Here is a 20244-nt window from a genome sequence, read left to right as displayed (position 1 = left end):
CAAGTATAGCACCATGGTTTCAAAGTATGTTTTTGAGCATTAGCATACGCAAAAAAGGTTGAAGCAAGTCATGCTCGCCTCAACCTTATTCTTTCATTACTCTTCAATAATTGCAAAACTCCAAGGAGCCAGCTCCAATGACTCTCCGCTCGATATGCTTCGATCTGACAACAGCTCTTTGCCTCTCGGATGACTATAGTTAAAGGAAGCCGCATTTCCGGAGTAGTTGAAATAATATCGGATGGTATTCCCGTTGCCATTGACACCCGTTTTCACGATGACCGGGAATGCAAGCTCCTGCTCCGCGCCCCATAATCCCGCTTCACGAACCGCGCCGCTTAGCACTCTGCTCACGATTTCTGCGCTTGGCATGCATCCGATATAGGTTGCCGTTCCTTTACCATATTTATTTCGCGTAATGGCAGCATATTCACCCCATTGCGCATGCTCATAATAAGCCAGCACCTCGGCAGTCGTTGGCGTGATGAGCTCCATCCACATCTCAACGGAGCCAAGCTCATCGCTATCCTTAATCAGCTTCCCTTTTAGGCCCACTTGATTTGGCTTCACGAACAAGCTGTATGTGATCCCGCATGCCTCGTTAATGATGCCAGGCTGCGCAGTATCGCGAACTTTTACAACCTCATCTGTAAATCCGCTTTTGAACGTATAGACGACATGGCCGCCCCCGCTAACATAAGCGTTTAACCGCTCCAAATCTTCAGTAGGTGCCGCGTAGAGCGCTGGAACAATAATCAGCTTATAATTATCCAACTGCTCAAATGACGGCTGAATAAAATCAACCTCGACATTTAATTTATACAATTCATCATACAAGGCGCGAACGACGTCATTATAGATTTTTCCGTCTGGAAGTTTAAACCATTCCATCGCGGACAACGCTTCATTGCTTACCATAACGGCAACTTGATTGCGCTTCTTCAAGTTAACGAGTTTTTCGCTCAGCCTAGCAAAATCAGCTCCGACCGTCATCGCCTCATTATAAACCGGATTAGGCTTTAGATCATGACTTAATAGACCTTTCCAGTACGTTTCAAATGAATTATGGATGGAATGCCAGTGCCAATAAGCGACCATATTCGCCCCGGATGCGAGATGGCTGAACGCTTGCAGCCGCAATTGACCAGGATACGGCGTCCAATGTGGAAACGCCTGCGCTTGCGTCTCGAGAACCAAGTAGTTGCTGTTTTTCAGCGAACGCGTCATATCGCCGCCAAATGAAATCTCAATCCCCGTTAAATCATCCTGAGAGGGATGATAAATATCAACGCCTGCAATATCGAAGGGCTCAGAGGCAGCAAAATGATCAACGGAAGGCTGGACGCCAAACGAATAACCGCGCCATTCAAAATCAAAGTTTTGCGTGACGAATTGCCCCGGCTGCTTATATTCATTTACAAGGGCAACCTGCCATGCCAGAAAATCATTCACCAGCTTACGCTGGAACTTTGCGAACTCCGCGCCAAGGCTGCCATTGATCGTACCGACAACCGAAGGGAATTCCTCCCAGCTGTTGATGCGATTGCTCCAATAATCCAGTCCGAACAGCTGATTCACGCGCTCAAGCGTGCCATAGCTCTCCCGCATATATTTAACGAATTGCAGCTGGACATTCGGCCCCGCCGTTTCATAATGCTTCGTTTCATTATCCGTTTGATAACCAATAACGGCTGGATGAGTGCTCACGCGGCTAATCAGCTTGCGTATAATCCGCTCCGAATAAAAGAGGTAGGCCGGGTTCGTAATGTCCATAATTTGACGCGCACCATATTTGCCAGGCCCTATGGCGGTAATCGCGAGCACGTCTGGATGCTCTTTTACCATCCAAGCAGGTACGGCATAGGTCGGCGTTCCGACTATCACGGCAATGCCGGCCTTATGCATGGCGTCCAGCACCTTATCGACGGAAGAGAAGTCAAACACGCCGTTTTGCGGCTCATGCGTGCTCCAAGTCGATTCAGCAATCCGAACGACGTTTATGCCTGCTTCTTTCATCATCCGAATATCTTCATCTAATCTCTCATAAGGCATATATTCGTCGTAATAGGCAACGCCGTACAACAATTTTTCCATCGTAAGAGCTCCTTCTTCAGCTGGATTTGACGTAGATTAACCTTTTACGGCACCTTCGGCAATGCCGTGCATAATAAATTTCTGGAAGAACGAATAAATGATAATGACTGGAATTGCCGTCAGCACGAGCGCGGCCAAGATGAGCGACCATTCCTTATTATACTCCCCGAACAGCGTGTTAGTAGACAAGATCAGCGTGTAGTTGTCTACATCCGTCAGCATGAGCAGCGGCAGCAGGAAATCATTCCATATCCAAAGGAAGTCCAAAATCGCGATCGTTACCGTAATCGGAACTAGCAGCGGGAAGATGATTTTGAAAAAGGTTTGATATTCATTACAGCCATCGATTTGAGCAGCTTCCTCCAGCTCTCTCGGAATCGATTTTACGAAGCCGTGATAGAGGAAAATGGCCATATTGACGCCGAGACCAATGTATATAATTGCAAGACCGTACGTACTGCCCTGAACAGACAAGGCTTTGGCCATTCTTGTCAACGGAATCATTATGGAATGAAAAGGTACGAGCATCGATGAAATAAACAAGAAGAAAATAATGCCGCTGATTTTCCCGCTCGTCCGGGAAAGCTTATAGCCGGCCAATGAAGCGCAAAGGATGATTCCCCCAATGCCGAGCACAGAGATAATAATCGAGTTGAGCGTGCTGTTCAGCAGATTGAGCTGGCGGAAAGCATTCACGTAATTATCGAACTGAAAGCTCGTTGGAAACGAAACAAATGATTCGAACATTTCACCTTGCGTCTTGAATGAATTGATGACAGCTAAATAAATCGGAAAGAACGAGATGGCTGCTCCAATAGCCAGCAGAACCGTAATAAGAATTGAGGTTGATTTTTTCTGATTCATGCTTCTACCTCTCTTCTTTTCATGACTTGAATTTGGATCAATGTAAATACCAGAATAATGATAAAGAGAATGACCGATTTGGCGCTTGCATACCCATACCGAAAGTTATTCGAGAAAGCTTCCTCATAAATATTCATCGTAATGACCTGCGTGCTCCGTCCAGGACCGCCGCCTGTTAAGCCGTACACGACCTCGAACACTTTAAAAGCACCGTTTAAGGTAAGGAAGAAACAAATCGTAATCGCATGCGTAATCATCGGAAGTGTTACATTGCGGAATGTTTGGAACGCGGTTGCGCCATCAATGACTGCTGCTTCCTTCAAGCTTTGCGGAACGCCCTGCAAACCGGCCAAATAGATAATCATCATATAGCCGACGCCATTCCAAAGTGATACGGTCAATATCGAGAAGAAACTGATTTTCGGATCGCCAATCCATGCTTGGTCTAGGAACGTAAGCGCTGTCTTCTCTGCCAGCTGAGGCAGCACCTGCGCAAATACAAACGTCCACATGAATGCGCTTATGATTGTACTGATCATGTTTGGCATAAAGAAGATAGTACGGAAGAAGCCTTTGCTCTTTTTGCGAGATTCAATAAAGACGGCTAGCAGCAAAGCAAATACATTTTGCAGCACCACCATAAACAGTACATACTTCAAAGTAAACAGGATCGATCCAACAAAATCCGGATCCTCTTTAAGCGCCTCGATAAAATTTCCGATACCAATAAAGCTGTAATTTTGATTTAAGCCGTTCCAATCCGTAAAGCTGTAGAACATGCCTCCAAGCGTCGGAATAAGCAAGAAGATGGCATATAATATAAAAGCAGGTCCGACGAATGTTAACAACGAGATGTATTTTTTGTAGCTCTTGATCGGCACAGTATCCGCCCCTCTCCTATGTGTCTCTAAAAATAAGGGATGAAGAGAAGACGGCTTTCTTTCTCCCCTTCATCCTAAGTTCCAATGATTACTTATTTACTTTATTAAACGATTTCCAAGCCTTATCTAGCGCTTTAATGACGTCGTCTTGTGAAATTTGACCCGCATAGTAAGCTTGCAAGCCTTTACCTACCTCGTCTTTAACCGATTGTGGAATAGCTGGATCTTGGTATGATTTTCCTTCTTTAACATACGATGTTGCGTCATTTACCCACGGATAGCTCTCGTACGTGTGGTTGGTTGCAATTGGATTGAACTTAAGTGCTTGGAAGAAATGGTTAGAAGCGGTGTCATCCAATACGTAGTTGATGAAATCAAGAGCAACTTCTTTGTTTTTAGTCGTTTTGGATACAGCCAAAGAAGTCGAAGCGCTTAGATTGATCAACGTTGCTTTCGGATCATCATTAATTGGCAATGGCGCTACACCGAAATCAAGATCCGGGTTAGATTTAAGAATCGTTTCCGCGTACCAAGGGCCTTGCAGCCACATTGCGCCTTTTTCTGTTGCAAATGCCGCGGCGCCGTCATCTCCGCCTACTTCTGTTGCTTTTTCCGTTCCGTTTGCGTTAATTAGATCAAAGATGTCAAACATCGATTTCATTTCCGAGAATGAGCCTTCATCTTTATTCATTCGCTCGATGAAATCAGCATCCTCCGTGTTGATGATTGCGCCTGCAGCAAGCGGCAGAAGCAGTTGAGGAATCCAAGCTTCTTTATAGGAAAGCACGAATGGCGTGATGTTTTTCGCTTTCAGCTTTTCTACAACCGCTTTCATTTCTGTCAGCGTTGTTGGAGGCACTAGACCGTTATCAGCAAATATTTTTTTGTTGTACAAGTATCCCCACGACAAAGTTTCCAAAGGAACGGCTACAACCTTGCCGTCAGTCGTCGTAACGGATGGTTTTACGCTGTCAAGCAGCTTGCCTACGAACGGCTGGTCGGACAAGTCTTCCAAGTAACCTGCTTTATAGTAAGATGGAATCTCATTGATTGCATGAATCGCGAAAATATCCGGGGCATCGTTGGATGCCAAACGTGTTTTTAAAATTTGCGCGGCGTTATCGGCAGTCGGCATTTCAAGCTGAACCGATACGTCGATGTTTTTCTCGGCTTTCTCTTTTGCGACAAAATCTGCAATGTATTTATCGTAATGCTCCTTAAACCTTGGCTGTGCAATAAACATTTTGAGCTTGACACTCTTTGCTTCTCCGCCGGCTGCTGCCCCTTCATTTGTACTGCCCGTATTATTTGCATTGTTTCCACAGCCAGCTAGCAGCGATGTAGCAAGCACGGTAATAAGCAAGCCTTTAATCATTTTTTTCATCTAATTTGACCTCCCAGAAGCTTGTTTTGTTTACGCTTTCATTGTATCTAATTTTTGAAAGCGTTTAATTGGACAGAATTAGACTCTTTCCTTGGACAATTTTAAACCTCGCCGTTCTTCCTCATTTCACCCGGTGCAACCCCAAAATGTTTTTTAAAGACACGGTAAAAATAAGTAATATCCTCGTAGCCCGCCATTTCGGCAATCGCTTTGATCGGTATGCTCTCGTCCAGCAGCCATTCCTTTGCTTTCACCATCCGCAAATGAAGCATATAATCGGTGACGTTACGTCCATACTCCTGCTTGAACATTTTGCTCAGATATTCCTTGCTCACGAAAAAAGCCCTTGCCAGTTGGTCTAGTGTTACCGGTTCGGTATAGTGTTTATCCATATAAAGACGGACTTCGTCCAGATTTAATTTATTTTTGAACTTACGCTGCTGCGTAAGCTGATCGATTGTTGTGACATAATGATGAGTAAGAAACGAAGCCGTGTTGGCGCAGGACTCGACCGTTTCTTGTCCATATGGAGCGTGCAGCCCCTCGCTGTCCTGCGAGTTGGCAATCTTCAATTCCTTGAGCAGCAGGAGCAGCTCCTGCACGACCTGTTCCAGCATTGCGGGTTTCGTAATTCCGTTATGCTCAAGCTCATTCTTCATTTGGATAAGCGTTGCCGTTACACCTTCCGTATTTAACTCGTTAAAATGAGTCTTTAGCAGCTGTTTGTGGGCAGCAAGCAAATAGGATATATCAAGATCCAGCGCCAAAACGCCTCGCTCCGTTTGTTCGGACTCCAAGATGTTTTTGCAATTGTAAAGCGCCAAATCCAGCTCCTTGGGATCAACTGGCTTAAGCAGGTAGTCCATCGCTTTATAGCGAAGCGCATGCTTCGCGTACTGAAAGTCATCGTAGCCGCTAATGACGATCGTCTTAATCTGCGGGAACTGGTCTTGAAGCAGCTGAAGCAGCTGGACACCGTCCGTTCCCGGCATCCGCATATCCGTAATGACTATATCGGGTTGAAGCTCCTTTGTTTTACGAAGCGCTTCTTGTCCATCCTCCGCTTCACCGACGATTTCCATGCCAAGCTTCTCCCAATTGCCGAATGCCTTAATAATATCCCTTGTCCAGCTCTCATCATCCACGATCAATACTTTTATCATGAAGCTCAACTCCTGATTCATTAGGAATGGTAACCGTAACCGTCGTCCCCGCTCCGAGCGTGCTTTGTATCGCAATTCCGTACGCAGAACCAAAGTGCATCCGAATGCGGGAAGCGACATTTTGAATGCCGATCCGATTGCCGTGCGTCCATACTTGCCCGTTCTGGTGATCCAGCCGCCGTTTGAGATCAGCTAGCTTGTCCTCGCGGATTCCAACACCGTTGTCCTGAATGCGAATGCGCACGGCAGCAGGCTCACATATAACGGATACACTCAGCTCCCAATTGCCCGGTTTATTCTCGAGCCCGTGAAAAAACGCGTTTTCCACAATTGGCTGAAGCGTCAGCTTCGGTATGGAGCAGGCCATTGCCGACTCGTCGATTTCCGTCGTATAGCTGAGCTTTGATGAAAATCGCTGCGATTGAATAAGCATATAGTTGTTTAGATGCTCGATTTCCGCTTTTAAGGATGCAAGATCATTGGGGTCACGGATGACATAACGGAACATATCGCTTAACGAACGAATAATTTCATAGCTTTCTGCAGGTTTTTTGGTAAAAAGCATGCTTCCGATCATTTGAAGTGTATTTTGCAAAAAATGCGGATTGATTTGGGCTTGCAGCGCCTTAAGCTCCGCTGTCTTCTTCTCCAAATTAATACTGTATTCCGTTTTTATATGCTCTCGTATGCGGTAGGACATATTATACAGCTTCGTTTCTAGCAAGCCGATCTCGTCCACGCGATTGCTTTGCGGCAGCTCGGTTTCCTTGATAATGCCGAGACCTTGCATCGATCTTGCAAGCTTTACGATCGGGTTCGATGTCCGCCACGCAAGCAATATCGCGATCAAGGTCGAAATGACGATGGAAATCGCGCCTATAATTATTCCAAAATGCATAGTCGATTGTGCGCTTTTATTAATAAAACTCGTTGGGATAATCGTAACCAGCTTCAAGCCGACGGGATCGATCGTATTATAGAAGACATATTCCTCCGGCAATCGGAAGTAACCTTGATCCTCTTTCGTTTGCTCGATTTGATCCATGATTTCTTGCGACGGTTTCTCGCCAAACGGTTGATAAAGAACACTTCCGTCATCGCCGGCGATAAGAACTTTATGCTCCTCGCCCCTTCCAATTAAATTAAGCGTCTGATCCAGCATGGACCATCGAATTTTCAGCGAGATACCGCCTAGCTTCTCTCGGTTCTCAAAGCGGTTAATGCTTCGAATAAGCTGGAATTCGCTCTGATCGCCGCTCTTCGTTTGTATAATGAAATCCTTGTTTTCCTCAAATAGCTCCGTGTAGGGAGAAGGAATCCCAGTCGACGACTCAAGATCATATTGGTTGGCGCTGATGGTAAACAATTTACTCGGCTCTTTCAGAAACAGCTCGACTCCGATAACATGGTTCCCAGCGGAGTAAAATAAATTGCTCAGCGTGTCCATAATATTTTTTTGCGCGGCAAACTGATTATATAGAAGCGAGCCCTCTATACTCGACAAATATTCGCTGAGATGGGGACTGATCAGAACGGTGTAAACGAGATTGTTTAATTGCGCAAACTGCTCGCCCAAATAGATACCCGTCCATTTCATATTGGATAAATTCGTGCTGATAACTTCGGTTTCCATCGACTTCCGGTTATTCTCAGCTGCCAAAGCGGTAACGGCTACAATCGGTATAACGGATAAAATGATCATTGTAAAAATCAATTTATTGCGGATGCTTCTCCGAAAGGGATCCGACAACGTCCTCATAAGCTTTGAAAACATGGCGGCGTGCCACCTCCTTCTATTCTTCCTCCCAATGGCGCAAAAAACTAACGCCCTATCTTGCTGGCGTTAGTCGGTATGCACTCGTTATCCGCACGGGATTACGATCGTATGAAAGGATTCGGGCTCAAGCTGGAACAGCTTCACCTTGCCGCCTACGGCTAGGCGCAGTTCTCTTTGTTCTTTGAATGGATTCGTCAGGACCAAAACATGCGTGCCGTCGGGCTTCTTGAAGGCGATCGCATTGCCTGCCCACGATCCCTTTAAACCGGCTCGTCTATCATTCGGCGTCGTGAAATGTGAAAAATGCTTCATCACATAATACTCCGGATTTTGTGTTACGGATCTAGTTTCCTTGTCGATGGTAAGCATGGCATTTTGCTCCCACCCCCATGTGCTTCTTCCTTTCGGCTCAAGCGCCATATTCCAATAAATATAAGCGTTAACACCGTTCGTGAAATAATGCTGATAGAGATTGAACACATACCTTGCATAGAACCATGTGTTTTCGCCATCGCCGCATTCGTTCTCCGTTTGCATGTAGCGAAGCTCCGGGTAGCTCTGAACTGACCGCTGAATCGCATGCTTTCCTGCCCATTGGTAACCTACGCCTTTCACATACTTATAGGCTTCCGGATCGCTTAGTACCGTATTCGCGTAGCCGTTGAAATCCGTTTCCTTTTTCTTCAGCCATTCATCCCAAGCTTCGGGCGCGTTGATTGTGCCCAGCCAAATTTCCGTATCCAGATTATGCCGCTCGAAGGCGGGGCCCAAGTAATCACGAATAAATTCGCGAAGCTGCTCACCCGTCCAAACGCAGGAAGGAAACTTCTGATCCGCCACTACCTCGTTTTGAACATGCACCTGGTGTATCGTAATCCCCTCAGCTGCATAGGCTTCGACAAATCGAACAAAATACAGAGCATACGCCTCCAAGATATCCTTTTCCCAGCGCAGCGTTCCGTAATTGTAGGATTTCGGAAATTTCATCCAGGTTGGCGGACTCCATGGGGAAGCAAACAGCTTCAAATCAGGATTTTGCTTCAAAGCTTCTTTAATATAGGGAATCAGATACTCCCGGTCACGGTCTATCGAAAAATGCTCCATGGCCAAATCGCCATCGGTTTCATTTAAGCTGTACCACTCCAACGCGTAATCGCTTGCGCCTATCGGCAGCCGGCAAATACTAAAGCCATGCTCGCCGTCCGGATGGAAAAGCGCGTGCATCACGCGGCTTCGGTCATCCTCTGATAAGTGCTGGAGCACCGCATAACCCAGCTCGTTAAAGCAGCCTCCGAAACCCTCCAGCAGCTGAAATTGTTCGTCCGTAATTGTCAGATTGGCATTTTCTATTTCCGATTCAAGAATAGGCTTCTCTAACCAAGACATGGTTTCCGTGCTTGAAAACCATTGTATCCTGTTCTGCTTCATAACCGCAAATCCAACTCCTTGTAAGCGTTTTTTTCATTATAACCTCTAAATGAAAGCGTTTAATTGGACAAAATTAGTTCCTGCGCTTGGACAATATTAAACCACCGGATGATTTACAGCATCGTTGTCACGCCTATTGTGTCGAAAGCAGCTTTATTTATGTATGCAGCAGACAATTAATGGTGGGCAAGCTTTACCTATGAGGCAAGCGGACGGAGCTTTAGCGGCGAGGTAGAATCCCTTGCGTTAGAAGTAACGGTAGAAGGGGATGATGAGTAGTTCTCCAATATTCGGTATGCAAGCGTAAACGGCTGTCGCCGTCCTCTGTGGCAAAAGCAGTCGTTTCGCGGAGATATATAAGCACATTTATATGTGAAAACATATAAATTCTTATATATCAAAAAAACCCGACCGGACTTGCTTTGTCCTAGTCGGGTTTTCCTTATAATCGTTCCTGCCGCCAAAGCTGCTTCACCAATTGCTTCAAATAGAGAGACTGAGACCAACGGTCGCTTACCTCGGTTTGCCTGGAAGCTGCCTCATCCACCGTGATCGCGTATGGCGCTGGCCCTAGCTCGATTACAACAGGAAATTTATCGCCTGGACGCCTATTTCCCAAACGCCAGTGCTTCATTGCGCTTTCCCACCATCTTGCAAAATGGGGAAGCATCGGGTGCTCTCCCGCTGCGCCGGGATCAATTTGAATCTGTTCCCCGTTTGAAATACGCGTATGGATACTGTACGCGTTCGGCAGCAAGCCTTGCAGCATTTCCTCTGCTTCGGGAGATATCGTATGCAGCTCGCCGGCTACCACATAATGCGAATAGTCGATCGTCAGCCTGAGTGTTGGAAGCGCCTCTAAAAATTGCTTGGTACGAATCAAATCCTGCGTTATGGTGCCGCGATGCGTCTCGACAAAAACCGGAATACGCGCCTGCCTTGACAGCGCATCGATGCCGGACAACAGCTCCAGCGCCTGATCTCCGATCAGAAAGGGCCTCATCACCTGTGCGTTTATATAACCGACATTGCCAAAGGCAACCGCGCTCTCCATAAATTTGTCCATATCCTCAATAGAAGACGGGTATGCATTCACGCTGTAGGACAAGCTGTACTGCTCAAGCAGTTCCTTCCAGTGTGTACTTTCGTCCGAAGCGGGTATGAACGCGTTTATGCCATCAAAGCCGTTTTCCGCAATTAACTTCACCTTTTCCTGAATGGTTGACGCATGCCCCGCTGTGCCTGTTAATCCATTCATTCCCCACCAAGACATCTCGACTAGCAATTTATCCTGTCTTGTTTCCGTCATTAGTGTGGATACGCCATATCGAATTCCACTCCGCACGGCCCTCCGTCAGTATTGATTTCCAGATCGACCAGCGTTCCATCCTGACGATGCAGCGGGCGGTAATGATTGCTGATATGTGTGGCAGAAGCGTTAGCATAATGGCAAATAAAGGCGCGTCGGAATTGATCCTTCGTCTTATTTCTGTAAGAGCCGTGGATAAGATTCCCGTTGAAGAACAATACATCGCCTTTATCCATAATAACCGGCATCGCTTTTTGATCCTTTGGCGGCTTCACGTAATGGGTTGTAAAGGATTCCGTTGAATCCGCAAGCTCCGGGCAGCTAATCTCATGCTCGCTCGTTTTTGGTACGATTAGCAGTCCGCCATTCTCCTCTGTGGCCGCATCGATCGCCGTCCATGCCGCAATACAATTGCCCGGCTCCACCTGCAAATAAAAATTGTCCTGGTGCAGCGCTTGGCCGCGCGAGCCTGGCGGCTTGTAGTAAAACATGCTTTGAGCTGCAAGCGCCTCCTCACCGTACAAATCGGACAATACCTCCATAACCGGCTTATGAAGCATATATTGCTTGGCGGTGTCATCGAATCGATGCGGATGCATCACACGCGGAAAACGTTTCAAAGGATCATCCGAGCTCCCATTTATATCAGGCTCAAATAGCCCGGGAATTACCTGATGGCTGATTTCCTCGAATTTCTCTTCTATCGTACGAACATCCTCTTTCGAGAAAAGTCCTTTCACTATCAGATAGCCTTCTTTAAGAAAATGATTAATTTGCTCTTCGTTCAAGACATTCAATGCTCTGGTCATCGCATTTCGCTCCTTTGGAAACATGGATTCTTCTTGACATAATCATAGAACTTTCGTTATTTTTAGGGAAGCAAGCTTACTGCTAAAAAGTAACGGTATTCTGCTATTTTTATAAATCAGGGGGGACCTTATAATGACGAGGTACAGCAATCCGAAATCCGATCAACTTTCATCTTATACCTCTATTATAAGCGGTCATTTCGAGGAATCCGATTCGTACAAACTTCGAAGGCTTCATGGAATGGAAGAATGGCTTCTCTTCTTTACGTTAGAGGGCGAAGGGTATTTGCGTACGCCTGGGGCTGAGAAGTTCTGCAGCAAGGGCCAAATTGCGATGCTTCGTTCCGGGATTCCGCATGAGTATGGGACAACAAAGGGGAGTCGTTGGAACTTTTACTGGGTGCATTTTCATAAACTACCTGAAATCGACTACCTGCCCAATGACGAGATCATTATCGCGGCCATTCCCGAGGGCTCTATGCTAAATCGGGTACAGCAAGCGATTAGCGATATTTTAACGGATTCAAGGGAGCAAGCCAGTTTCTGGCATATGCTTTGCGAAAACTCGCTGCGCGAGGTCATCCTGCTCGCTGCCCGGCTTCTCGAACAGCGGCTCGATCCGAGAATTGAACTTGCTTTGCAGTATCTTTCACGGAATATGAATCAGACCTTTCACCTTGAGGATTTAGCCCGCAGCGTTGGACTTTCTCTTTCGCGGCTCTCTCATCTCTTTAAGCAGGAGACGGGCGAAAGCGTCCTGGAGCATCTGAATCGCCTGCGGCTCCAGCAAGCGGCGTTATTGATGGAGCATATGGGACGCACGGCGACAGAAGCCTCGCTCGATGTCGGCTTTAATAATTACAATCATTTTGCAGCGTTATTCCGCAAAGCTTACGGCAGCAGCCCAAGAACGTACAAGAAAGAAAAGACTACCCCCAAGGAGTAGTCTTTTCTTTTCTTTTCTTTTCTTTTTCGAATGGGCTATTGCTTGTTATACCTTCTGTGCAGCAAGGTCCAACCATTCCATCTCTGCCTTGGTCAGCTTAATGAGCGAGCCTGCATCGCAGGAATGGAGCTCGTCGGCTGTTTGGGCTCCGATTAGCGCGACGGTTGGAAATGGCTGATTAAGCACATAAGCAAGCGCAATTTGGATGGCGCTTACATTTTTCTCCGCCGCCAGCTGTTTGGCACGCTCTAACCGCTCCCAGTTTCCATCGCTGTAAAATACACGGACCAAATCGGCATTGTCGCGAATCTCCGGGGAGAATCTGCCCGTAAAGAAGCCTCTTGCCTGCGAGGACCAAGATAGCAGCGGGAACTGCTGCTCTTCATGCCAAGCGCATGTTTCTTCATCTGCGGATACGCAGCCTGCCCAGAACGGCTCATTCGCTTTGGCGAGGCTCAGGTTCGGACTGCTAAACGAGAATCCAACGAGCCCTTTATCCGCTGCGTATTCATTTGCTTCCTTAATCCGCTGCCATGACCAGTTCGATACGCCGATCGCTCTGACCTTTCCGGCCTGAATATGCTCATTCAGAATATCGATGACATCGCCGGCCGGCACGGCCGTATCATCCCGGTGAAGCGCATAAAGGTCGATATAATCCGTTTGCAGGCGCACTAGGCTATCTTCCAAATCCTTCCTTATCGCCTCTTTGTTCACACGCGGACCGTTTTGATCATGATGCGCGCATTTGGTCAAAATAACCATCTGCTCTCTATTGCCCCGCTCCTGCATATAACGCCCGATTACTTCCTCGCTTTGGCCGCCGCAGTAAATATGGGCGGTATCGATCGAGTTACCGCCGATCGCCATAAATGCATCCAAATTTGCTGCCGCTTTCTCGTAGGCATCATGATAAAAATAATCTGAGCCTTTCATTAAACGTGAAACCTGCTTGGGTGAGCCCTCGATTTTAATATATTCCATGATGAATTTCCTCCTCGGTTATCTGATTATTTATAGCGTGATTCGTGTGCGTTCACGAGCAGATAGCAGACATGCGTCAATGACTTTCATGTTTTTCAAAGCATCCGATGCTCCGAATTGCAGCGGCTGGCCGCCGCTGATGGCCCGCGCCAAATGATCGGCTTGCTCGGTATAGGTGTTCATGAAAGGCACCTCGATTTCCTTGCGCCCGTCTTTCGTGCTCACGTAAAAATTAGCGAGACCAGGCTCGTTCGACAAGTAAGCCGAAGGAACCTCGATCAGCCCTTCCGTGCCGAGCACTTCAAGCGGGTTGCGGAATGCAGCCCACATGCCGCAATCGAATGTGAGCGAAACCGAGCCTTCGAACTCTACGAGACCGGAAGCCATCATATCGACATCGTCATGCTCCGGCGAAAATAGCGCCTGCACCGTCACCGCTTCAGGCTCCTTGCCAAGCAGCAGACGCGCGGCATTGATCGGATAACAGCCTACATCGTAAATCGAACCGCCGCCCCACTCTTTGCGATATCTGACATTTTCCTTATGACCTGCATTGTTAAAGGTAAACGCGCTGCGAATACCGCGAACCTCGCCTATTTGTCCCTCATCAATAATCTTCTTGATCATTTCATACCGCGGATGGTATCTGTACATAAAGGCCTCCGACAACAGTACGCCCGCTTTCGCGGCTGCCTCCGCCATTTCATACGCTTCTTTCTCGGTCAAAGCGAGCGGCTTCTCGCATAAAATGTGCTTGCCTGCTTCTGCTGCCCGAATCGTCCATTCACGGTGCAAATGGTTTGGGAGCGGAATGTATACGACATCGATGGAATCATCCGCAAGCAATGCTTCGTAGCTGCTGTAAGCGACAGGGATGTTCAAATCCTCCGCCGTCTTTTTCGCCTTCTCCCCGTCGCGGCTTGCAATGGCCGCAGCTTCATTTAAGTTTGAGAGATGAAGGCCGGGAATAACGGCTCTCTTCGCGATACCCGCGCATCCCATGATGCCCCATTTAAGCTTTTTTGTCGTCATTACTATCGTCACCTCAACTGAAATTTTATGACTATATTGTGATTTCAAGCATAGATAACCGTCACTGCTATCGTTCATAGCAGCATAAAAATTATCGTGATGAAATAAGAATCAATCGGATATCTAACGCTTTCCCTTAGTTTAAAGTAGATTCTCAAAAAATAAAATGATATTATTTTGTTATACATTACAACAATATTGTCTTCGAGGTGAACGACATGCAAAGGCAAAGCCATCTGCTTACGCTGCCAAACAATCCTTTCTTTTGCTTTCCTGAATCGGTCGGAAATTATTGGAATCATCCCGATCATTTCACCCTTCGGACAGCAGGCTCGTTAAACAACTTCAATATACATTACGTCGTTTCCGGCAAAGGCTATGTGGAATGGGATGGCAAAGTTCATACGCTCGAGGCAGGCGAGGCCGTTCTCTATTTCCCGCTGCAGAGGCAGCACTACTACAGCAGCAAGGATGACCCTTGGGATATTAGGTGGTTGCATTTCTACGGCAGCGGCTTGCAGGACTATATGATTGAACGAGGCTTTCATAAAAGCCAGCTTTGGACGATTCGCCAGCCTGCCGCATGGGTGCAGGTTCATGAAGAGCTTCTCGTCGAGGCGGAAACGCATCGTATGCTGCGACCGACTAAGCTTTCAGCATTAACCTATGCGATACTGAGCGTATTCGTCGAGCAGGCCGTACCGATTTCAGGCAGCAAGGCAAGCAGCTCCGGTAACCGCATCATAGAGCTGCTTCCGCTCATGCAGCAGGATGCGGCTCAGCCTTTCGTGCTCGAGCAATGGGCCGAGCAAGCCGGCGTCAGCCCCTATTATTTTTGCAAATTGTTCCGAAACGTGATGGAAATGACACCCATGGATTTCATCACCCGCAGCCGTCTTCAGATGGCTAAACAGTGGCTTCTCGAACGGAAGGACGCCAATATCGGCCAGATTGCTGCTGATGCCGGCTATCCGAGCGTCAGCTACTTTAACAAAAGATTTATGGAGCATGAGGGCATGACGCCTACCGTTTACCGCCAGCTCTATGGTATTTGAATAGCAATGCAGAGCAAAAAAAAAGAAGCTGCGCTAAGATATGCAGCTTCTCATCCCTATTCATGTATATGTTCACGTTAAAGAAGCTCCACCAATGAACCGCCGCTGCCCGCTGAACGCAGTTCTGCTTCTATTATTTCCAGCGTGCCGACCGCGCTCTCCGGCGTACAAATCGATACAGCCTGCCCCTTATAAACCGATTCGACGAAATAGTTGATTTGCCGGTAATAGCCCATCTCCTCCGGTAATTCCGCGATAAAGCCCGGTGCATGCTTCGGATTCACCTTCAGCTGCCCATTTTCAAAAACGAGGTTTCCGCCCTCGAAATTGACGCGGTAAGTCATCGAGAACCCGTAGTCTCCTTCGAGCGTCCAGTCCGCTTGCGCGTTCAGCACCTTACCGTCGGGGTATATATAATGAGTAGATACCGCATCATAGCCGCTGCCTGGTATGACATTACGGGCAATTGCCGATACCTTATCCGGTTTGCCAAACAGCCAGTGGATCATATCCGCATCATGAATATGCATATCCAGTAAACATCCTCCGCTTTTGCTGCCATCGAGAAACCATCCCTTCGGCGCACCGGAGCCTCTAAAGAAATAACCGCCCGTAACCGCGCCGTAACGCCCATCCTCGACCGCGGATTTCAAATACTCGTAAGCCGGCCAGAAACGCAGGCATTGGCCGATCATCAAGGTTTTCCCCGTCTTCTTTGCGGTGTTTGCCATGCGCCAGCCATCCTCGGAGCTGCCCGCCACAGGCTTCTCGCACAATACATGTATCCCTCTCTCAAGCAGCTTGCAGGTTAAGTCCGCATGCAAATAAGTAGGCAGCGTAATACTCACGATATCGAGCTGCTCGTTTTCCAGCATCATTTCGATGCTTTCGTACAGGCGGTACGGCGTGAGATCGTACACTTCCTGCTCCGTCGCAATATTGCCTGAAGCCTTGCCATCCTTCAGCTCCCCGATCAGAAGATCGCAGATGGCGACCAACTGCACCGGCTCCCCCTCCGCCGCAAGGCGGACATAATTATCGAAGTGCATGCGTCCCATAAAACCAAAACCGATAATACCAACCTTTAGCATGACAGCATCTCCTCTTCGCTTCAATTAATGTTTACTAGCGCTAGCGTCCCAAGATGGCATCCATTGCCTGGGAAGAATTGAAAATGATTTGTTCCGTATAATGCGTGTAAGGCGGGATCATCTCTGCCGTCACATAGTTGTCGTAGCCAGTGGCCTCCAATGCCGCAATGACGGCTGGATAATTCACATCGCCTGCCAATAAATCAACGAAGCCATGTAAGCCGCCCGCAGCGCGGCGGTAATCCTTAAAGTGAACCTTCTTGATACGGCTGCCCAAAATCCGGATCCAGTGCTCGGGGTACCCGTTCTGCAGCGAATTGCCGACATCGAAATACGAGCCCACATAATTGGAACCATGCGCATCAATAAATGTGCGCAGCTCAAGGGGCGAGAGCAAAAACTTGTTCCAAACATTCTCGATGCCGATGGATACGCCTGCGCTCTCCGCATAAGGGACCAATTTCCCAATCGCTTCAAGCGCCCGGTCATAAGCATACTCATAATCGACCGTCTCGCTGCCAGGTATAAAATCAACGCCAACCGCGCCGGGAATGACCAAAATCGTATCGACGCCTAGCGCGGCTGCAAGCTCCAGCTGCTTCTTGCACACATCGATGGCTTTCTCTCTCGTTGCCTCGTTCCCGCTTGTCATGGGATATGACCAATATAAGCCCGTCGCCAATCCGGCAATTTCAAGCTCTGCCTCTGCCAGCATCTCTTTTATCCTCCGAACTTCCTGATCCGATGACGCCAGGCTGAGTTCGCCTGCTTCGTTCAAAGACAGCTCGATGCCGTCAAAACCGGCCTTCTTCGCCAAGCGAATGCAATCCGCGATCGTTGAACTATCTGCAAACGACCAGATGTTAATTCCTTTTTTCATGGATATTGCCTCCTATACTAATGGATTAAATCAATGGCAGCTTACTGAATAGCCCTTTACACGTTCCTGTGGAAAAACCTTGGATTCAGACTCTTTTTGTCTAATTACGTGCTATTGAAGCTTAAGCAGTAACATGTGATAATACCTATATATTAAATGATTAAATCCCAAAATTATTTAGCGGAAAGAGCGATTTTTTGGACAATTCCGTTCTTTTATTTTATTTCAAGGAAGGAGCCGCTCACTTGGATACCACTGCATCCGACTTTCCGAAACAGCGCAAAGCCCGGTTCCAAGAATGGTCGCCGAGCATTCACTACGCACAATTCCAAAGCATGCCTACCGGGGTGCTGCCGCAGCGAAGACTGTATGATTTCGAGCTGCTGTACGTCTGCCAGGGCACAGCGGCCACTAGAATGCATGGCCAACGCTATAAGCTAGACGCCGGCCAGCTTATTTTCTTACCCTCGGGGGTCTATCACCAAAATGAAATTACCTCCGCTTCGGACGCACGTTTTTTGGGGATTCATTTCGATTTCTTTGATGAGCTAGATATCCAGACGGAGGCTGATATGGTTGTAAACGAATCCGATGTCCAGCCTCATAAATTTACTTACGAGCCGAATGTTGAAGGACTCCCGGCTTTGTCCCAAAATCCGGTATATACGCCCCCGCTCGCATGCGTTCAGCTGATGGAGCAGCTCGTACACGAGTTTACGATGCGTCAGTTTGGATATGAGCTCGTCTGCAAGGCGCTTATGCTGAACATATTGGCTCAGCTGCTGCGTTCCCCGCGAATACGCGCTCTTTCTCCGGCTTCGATGCATGGAGGAAAGCTTGTCGAACTAATGGAAAGAATTGAAGCTTCGCCTTCTTCCCCCTGGACGAATACAAGCATCGCGGAAAACATGAATTTAAGCGTCGACCACTCAGCAAAGCTTTTCAAACAAACCTGCGGCATGCCGCCAAGCGAGTATGTGCAGTCGATTCGACATCGCGAGGCAAGGAAGCTGCTGCGCGAAACGGACCTGTCCGTCGAAGCGGTCGGCGACCGCGTAGGCTACTCCGATATTCACTACTTCAGCCGGATTTTCCGCCGTCTTGAAGGTATTTCACCGCGAGAATACCGGAAGCTGTCGCGCATTTTATAAAGGGTATGACGACTAATGAATTCCTCCTCTCCAGGCGGACATTCCTTGCTTTACGTAAAAGCACGGATATCGTAAAATAATCGTAATTATTACGTTTAATTTGCATATCTTATTTATTGCCGAAGCAATTAACGTTCATTTTATAGGAACTGGAGAGGAATTTAATTTGAAAATCCCTGTTATCGTGCTTAGCGGTTTTCTAGGAAGCGGAAAAACGACGCTGCTCCTTCGCCTGTTAGCAGCATCCGAAGCAGCCGGTTTGCAGACCGGCGTGATTATGAACGAGCTTGGCCAGCTCGATGTTGATGGTCATATTTTGAAGGAATATTCCGGAACGAAAGTTGAGAAGCTCTTGGACGGCTGTGTCTGCTGCAGTAAGCGCAGTGAGCTCGCTTCCAGCATTCAAACCTTGTGCCTAAGCAGGCCTGATGTTATTTTCATCGAGCTGACCGGCGTGGCAAATCCTGAGGAAATCGCAGATGTGCTGACCGAGCCCGAAATCCGTGCGTCCGTTCACTTAAAACAAATCGTTACCGTGCTCGATGCAGAGAACGTGCTGGACTACAACAGCTTTTTTGAATCAGACAGAGCATTAATCCGGACACTCCGCCGCCAAATGGAAACCGCCGATATTTTGGTTTTGAACAAAACAGATCTCGCATCTGCTGCCAAGCGCAAGAAAATCGGCGAGCTGCTTCTCAAACATAATTCAACTGCTGTTGTAATCCCTGCTACTCATAGTCAGGTTAACCCTTCTCTTATGCTTGCAGATATCGTGAAGCAGGAACGCCAACCCGCCTCGGCGACCGCTTCCTACTTCCGGATTTTAAAGCATACGCCGGCCGCAGGTTCCCGTTCCGATTCTTTACATAGCAGCCGCACCGGGCACGTGGACATTGAAACCGCTTCGTTCTCACGCGTTCAGACATTGTCCATATCGCTTGCCGAGGGTATATTTCCAGGCCGAAGGGCCATCGAGAAATATTTGCAAAAAAATAAAAACCAGCTCCTTCGTGCCAAAGGCTACATCCGCCTGCAGCCCGACTCCCCCGTTATGCTGCTGCAGCTGGCAGGAAATCAACTTACATGGACGGAAACCTCCCGTCAGGGAGAATGCTACCTCGTATTGATTGGAATCGACTTAAACAAGCAGGAGCTGGAAGAACAGTGGAGACGCATGGAACGACTATGAGCTGATTAATGGAACGGCAGCGTAAAGTGCATAAAGAAGGTACCGCTTCAAAAGGTTATTTTTCGCCTTCTTGAACGTTACCTTCTTTTCTTTTCATCTCTTAAATTCTAAATTCAAAGTTTGTAGACCGTATGGAAAGCTGCAAGCATAAACTGCGTTTGGACAAACTCAAAAACGTGTCTTTCTTTTGTCCATTGAGTCCAG

At 47.6% G+C, this 20244-nt stretch carries 17 protein-coding genes; 4 read left to right on the top strand and 13 right to left on the bottom strand.

Going from position 1 to position 20244, the window contains the following annotated elements:
• Window positions 1–96 precede the first annotated feature (96 nt).
• The 9 genes from AC1DLI_RS19265 to AC1DLI_RS19225 form a co-directional block, all read right to left on the bottom strand.
• The gene (locus AC1DLI_RS19265; RefSeq protein WP_477605399.1) at window positions 97–2094 is read right to left on the bottom strand and encodes a beta-galactosidase; all 1998 of its coding nucleotides are present in this window, start codon (window positions 2092–2094) and stop codon (window positions 97–99) included.
• 36 nt (window positions 2095–2130) lie between these two features.
• A complete protein-coding gene (locus tag AC1DLI_RS19260; protein ID WP_308998180.1) occupies window positions 2131–2958 on the bottom strand; it encodes a carbohydrate ABC transporter permease in 828 nt (275 codons plus the stop codon).
• The gene (locus AC1DLI_RS19255) at window positions 2955–3839 is read right to left on the bottom strand and encodes a carbohydrate ABC transporter permease (RefSeq protein ID WP_308998179.1); all 885 of its coding nucleotides are present in this window, start codon (window positions 3837–3839) and stop codon (window positions 2955–2957) included. The genes AC1DLI_RS19260 and AC1DLI_RS19255 overlap by 4 nt, the downstream gene beginning before the upstream one ends.
• Window positions 3840–3927: 88 nt before the next feature.
• A complete protein-coding gene (locus AC1DLI_RS19250; protein WP_477605396.1) occupies window positions 3928–5223 on the bottom strand; it encodes an ABC transporter substrate-binding protein in 1296 nt (431 codons plus the stop codon).
• A gap of 101 nt (window positions 5224–5324) precedes the next feature.
• The gene (locus AC1DLI_RS19245; protein WP_477605394.1) at window positions 5325–6386 is read right to left on the bottom strand and encodes a response regulator transcription factor; all 1062 of its coding nucleotides are present in this window, start codon (window positions 6384–6386) and stop codon (window positions 5325–5327) included.
• A complete protein-coding gene (locus tag AC1DLI_RS19240) occupies window positions 6361–8160 on the bottom strand; it encodes a sensor histidine kinase (RefSeq protein ID WP_477605392.1) in 1800 nt (599 codons plus the stop codon). The genes AC1DLI_RS19245 and AC1DLI_RS19240 overlap by 26 nt, the downstream gene beginning before the upstream one ends.
• An 87-nt stretch (window positions 8161–8247) precedes the next feature.
• Window positions 8248–9591 (bottom strand): glycoside hydrolase family 30 protein, encoded by a 1344-nt coding sequence (locus tag AC1DLI_RS19235; protein WP_477605390.1) that lies wholly within the window; start codon window positions 9589–9591, stop codon window positions 8248–8250.
• A gap of 442 nt (window positions 9592–10033) precedes the next feature.
• A complete protein-coding gene (locus AC1DLI_RS19230) occupies window positions 10034–10900 on the bottom strand; it encodes a sugar phosphate isomerase/epimerase family protein (RefSeq protein WP_477605388.1) in 867 nt (288 codons plus the stop codon).
• Window positions 10900–11709 carry a phytanoyl-CoA dioxygenase family protein gene (locus tag AC1DLI_RS19225; protein WP_477605386.1) on the bottom strand — a complete coding sequence of 270 codons (810 nt, stop codon included), beginning with the start codon at window positions 11707–11709 and terminating at the stop codon, window positions 10900–10902. Before AC1DLI_RS19225 ends, AC1DLI_RS19230 begins: the two co-directional genes overlap by 1 nt.
• Window positions 11710–11842: 133 nt before the next feature.
• On the opposite strand from AC1DLI_RS19225, the gene AC1DLI_RS19220 reads away from it, so the two are divergent.
• Complete coding sequence (locus AC1DLI_RS19220) at window positions 11843–12655, top strand: helix-turn-helix domain-containing protein (protein WP_477605384.1); 813 nt, start codon at window positions 11843–11845, stop codon at window positions 12653–12655.
• Window positions 12656–12700: 45 nt separating this feature from the next.
• On the opposite strand, the gene AC1DLI_RS19215 is transcribed toward AC1DLI_RS19220, so the two are convergent.
• Window positions 12701–13639 (bottom strand): aldo/keto reductase, encoded by a 939-nt coding sequence (locus AC1DLI_RS19215; protein ID WP_477605382.1) that lies wholly within the window; start codon window positions 13637–13639, stop codon window positions 12701–12703.
• A 30-nt stretch (window positions 13640–13669) separates the two neighbouring features.
• Window positions 13670–14671, bottom strand: coding sequence for a Gfo/Idh/MocA family protein (locus AC1DLI_RS19210; RefSeq protein ID WP_477605380.1), 1002 nt, complete (start codon window positions 14669–14671; stop codon window positions 13670–13672).
• Window positions 14672–14889: 218 nt separating this feature from the next.
• Between AC1DLI_RS19210 and AC1DLI_RS19205 the strand changes: the two genes are divergently transcribed.
• The gene (locus tag AC1DLI_RS19205; protein ID WP_477605378.1) at window positions 14890–15726 is read left to right on the top strand and encodes a helix-turn-helix transcriptional regulator; all 837 of its coding nucleotides are present in this window, start codon (window positions 14890–14892) and stop codon (window positions 15724–15726) included.
• A gap of 77 nt (window positions 15727–15803) precedes the next feature.
• On the opposite strand, the gene AC1DLI_RS19200 is transcribed toward AC1DLI_RS19205, so the two are convergent.
• Together AC1DLI_RS19200 and AC1DLI_RS19195 are read right to left on the bottom strand one after the other, a co-directional pair.
• The gene (locus AC1DLI_RS19200; RefSeq protein ID WP_477605376.1) at window positions 15804–16817 is read right to left on the bottom strand and encodes a Gfo/Idh/MocA family protein; all 1014 of its coding nucleotides are present in this window, start codon (window positions 16815–16817) and stop codon (window positions 15804–15806) included.
• A gap of 40 nt (window positions 16818–16857) precedes the next feature.
• Window positions 16858–17697 carry a sugar phosphate isomerase/epimerase family protein gene (locus AC1DLI_RS19195; RefSeq protein ID WP_477605374.1) on the bottom strand — a complete coding sequence of 280 codons (840 nt, stop codon included), beginning with the start codon at window positions 17695–17697 and terminating at the stop codon, window positions 16858–16860.
• A 245-nt stretch (window positions 17698–17942) separates the two neighbouring features.
• Here AC1DLI_RS19195 and AC1DLI_RS19190 point away from each other — a divergent pair, with 245 nt between their 5' ends.
• The gene (locus AC1DLI_RS19190; RefSeq protein WP_477605372.1) at window positions 17943–18848 is read left to right on the top strand and encodes a helix-turn-helix domain-containing protein; all 906 of its coding nucleotides are present in this window, start codon (window positions 17943–17945) and stop codon (window positions 18846–18848) included.
• 166 nt (window positions 18849–19014) lie between these two features.
• Window positions 19015–20040 (top strand): CobW family GTP-binding protein, encoded by a 1026-nt coding sequence (locus AC1DLI_RS19185; protein ID WP_477605370.1) that lies wholly within the window; start codon window positions 19015–19017, stop codon window positions 20038–20040.
• The last annotated feature ends 204 nt before the right edge of the window (window positions 20041–20244 follow it).

It is taken from the genome of Paenibacillus sp. 01T443 (genome assembly GCF_056398325.1).
This window is presented reverse-complemented; position numbering and strand designations above follow the sequence as displayed.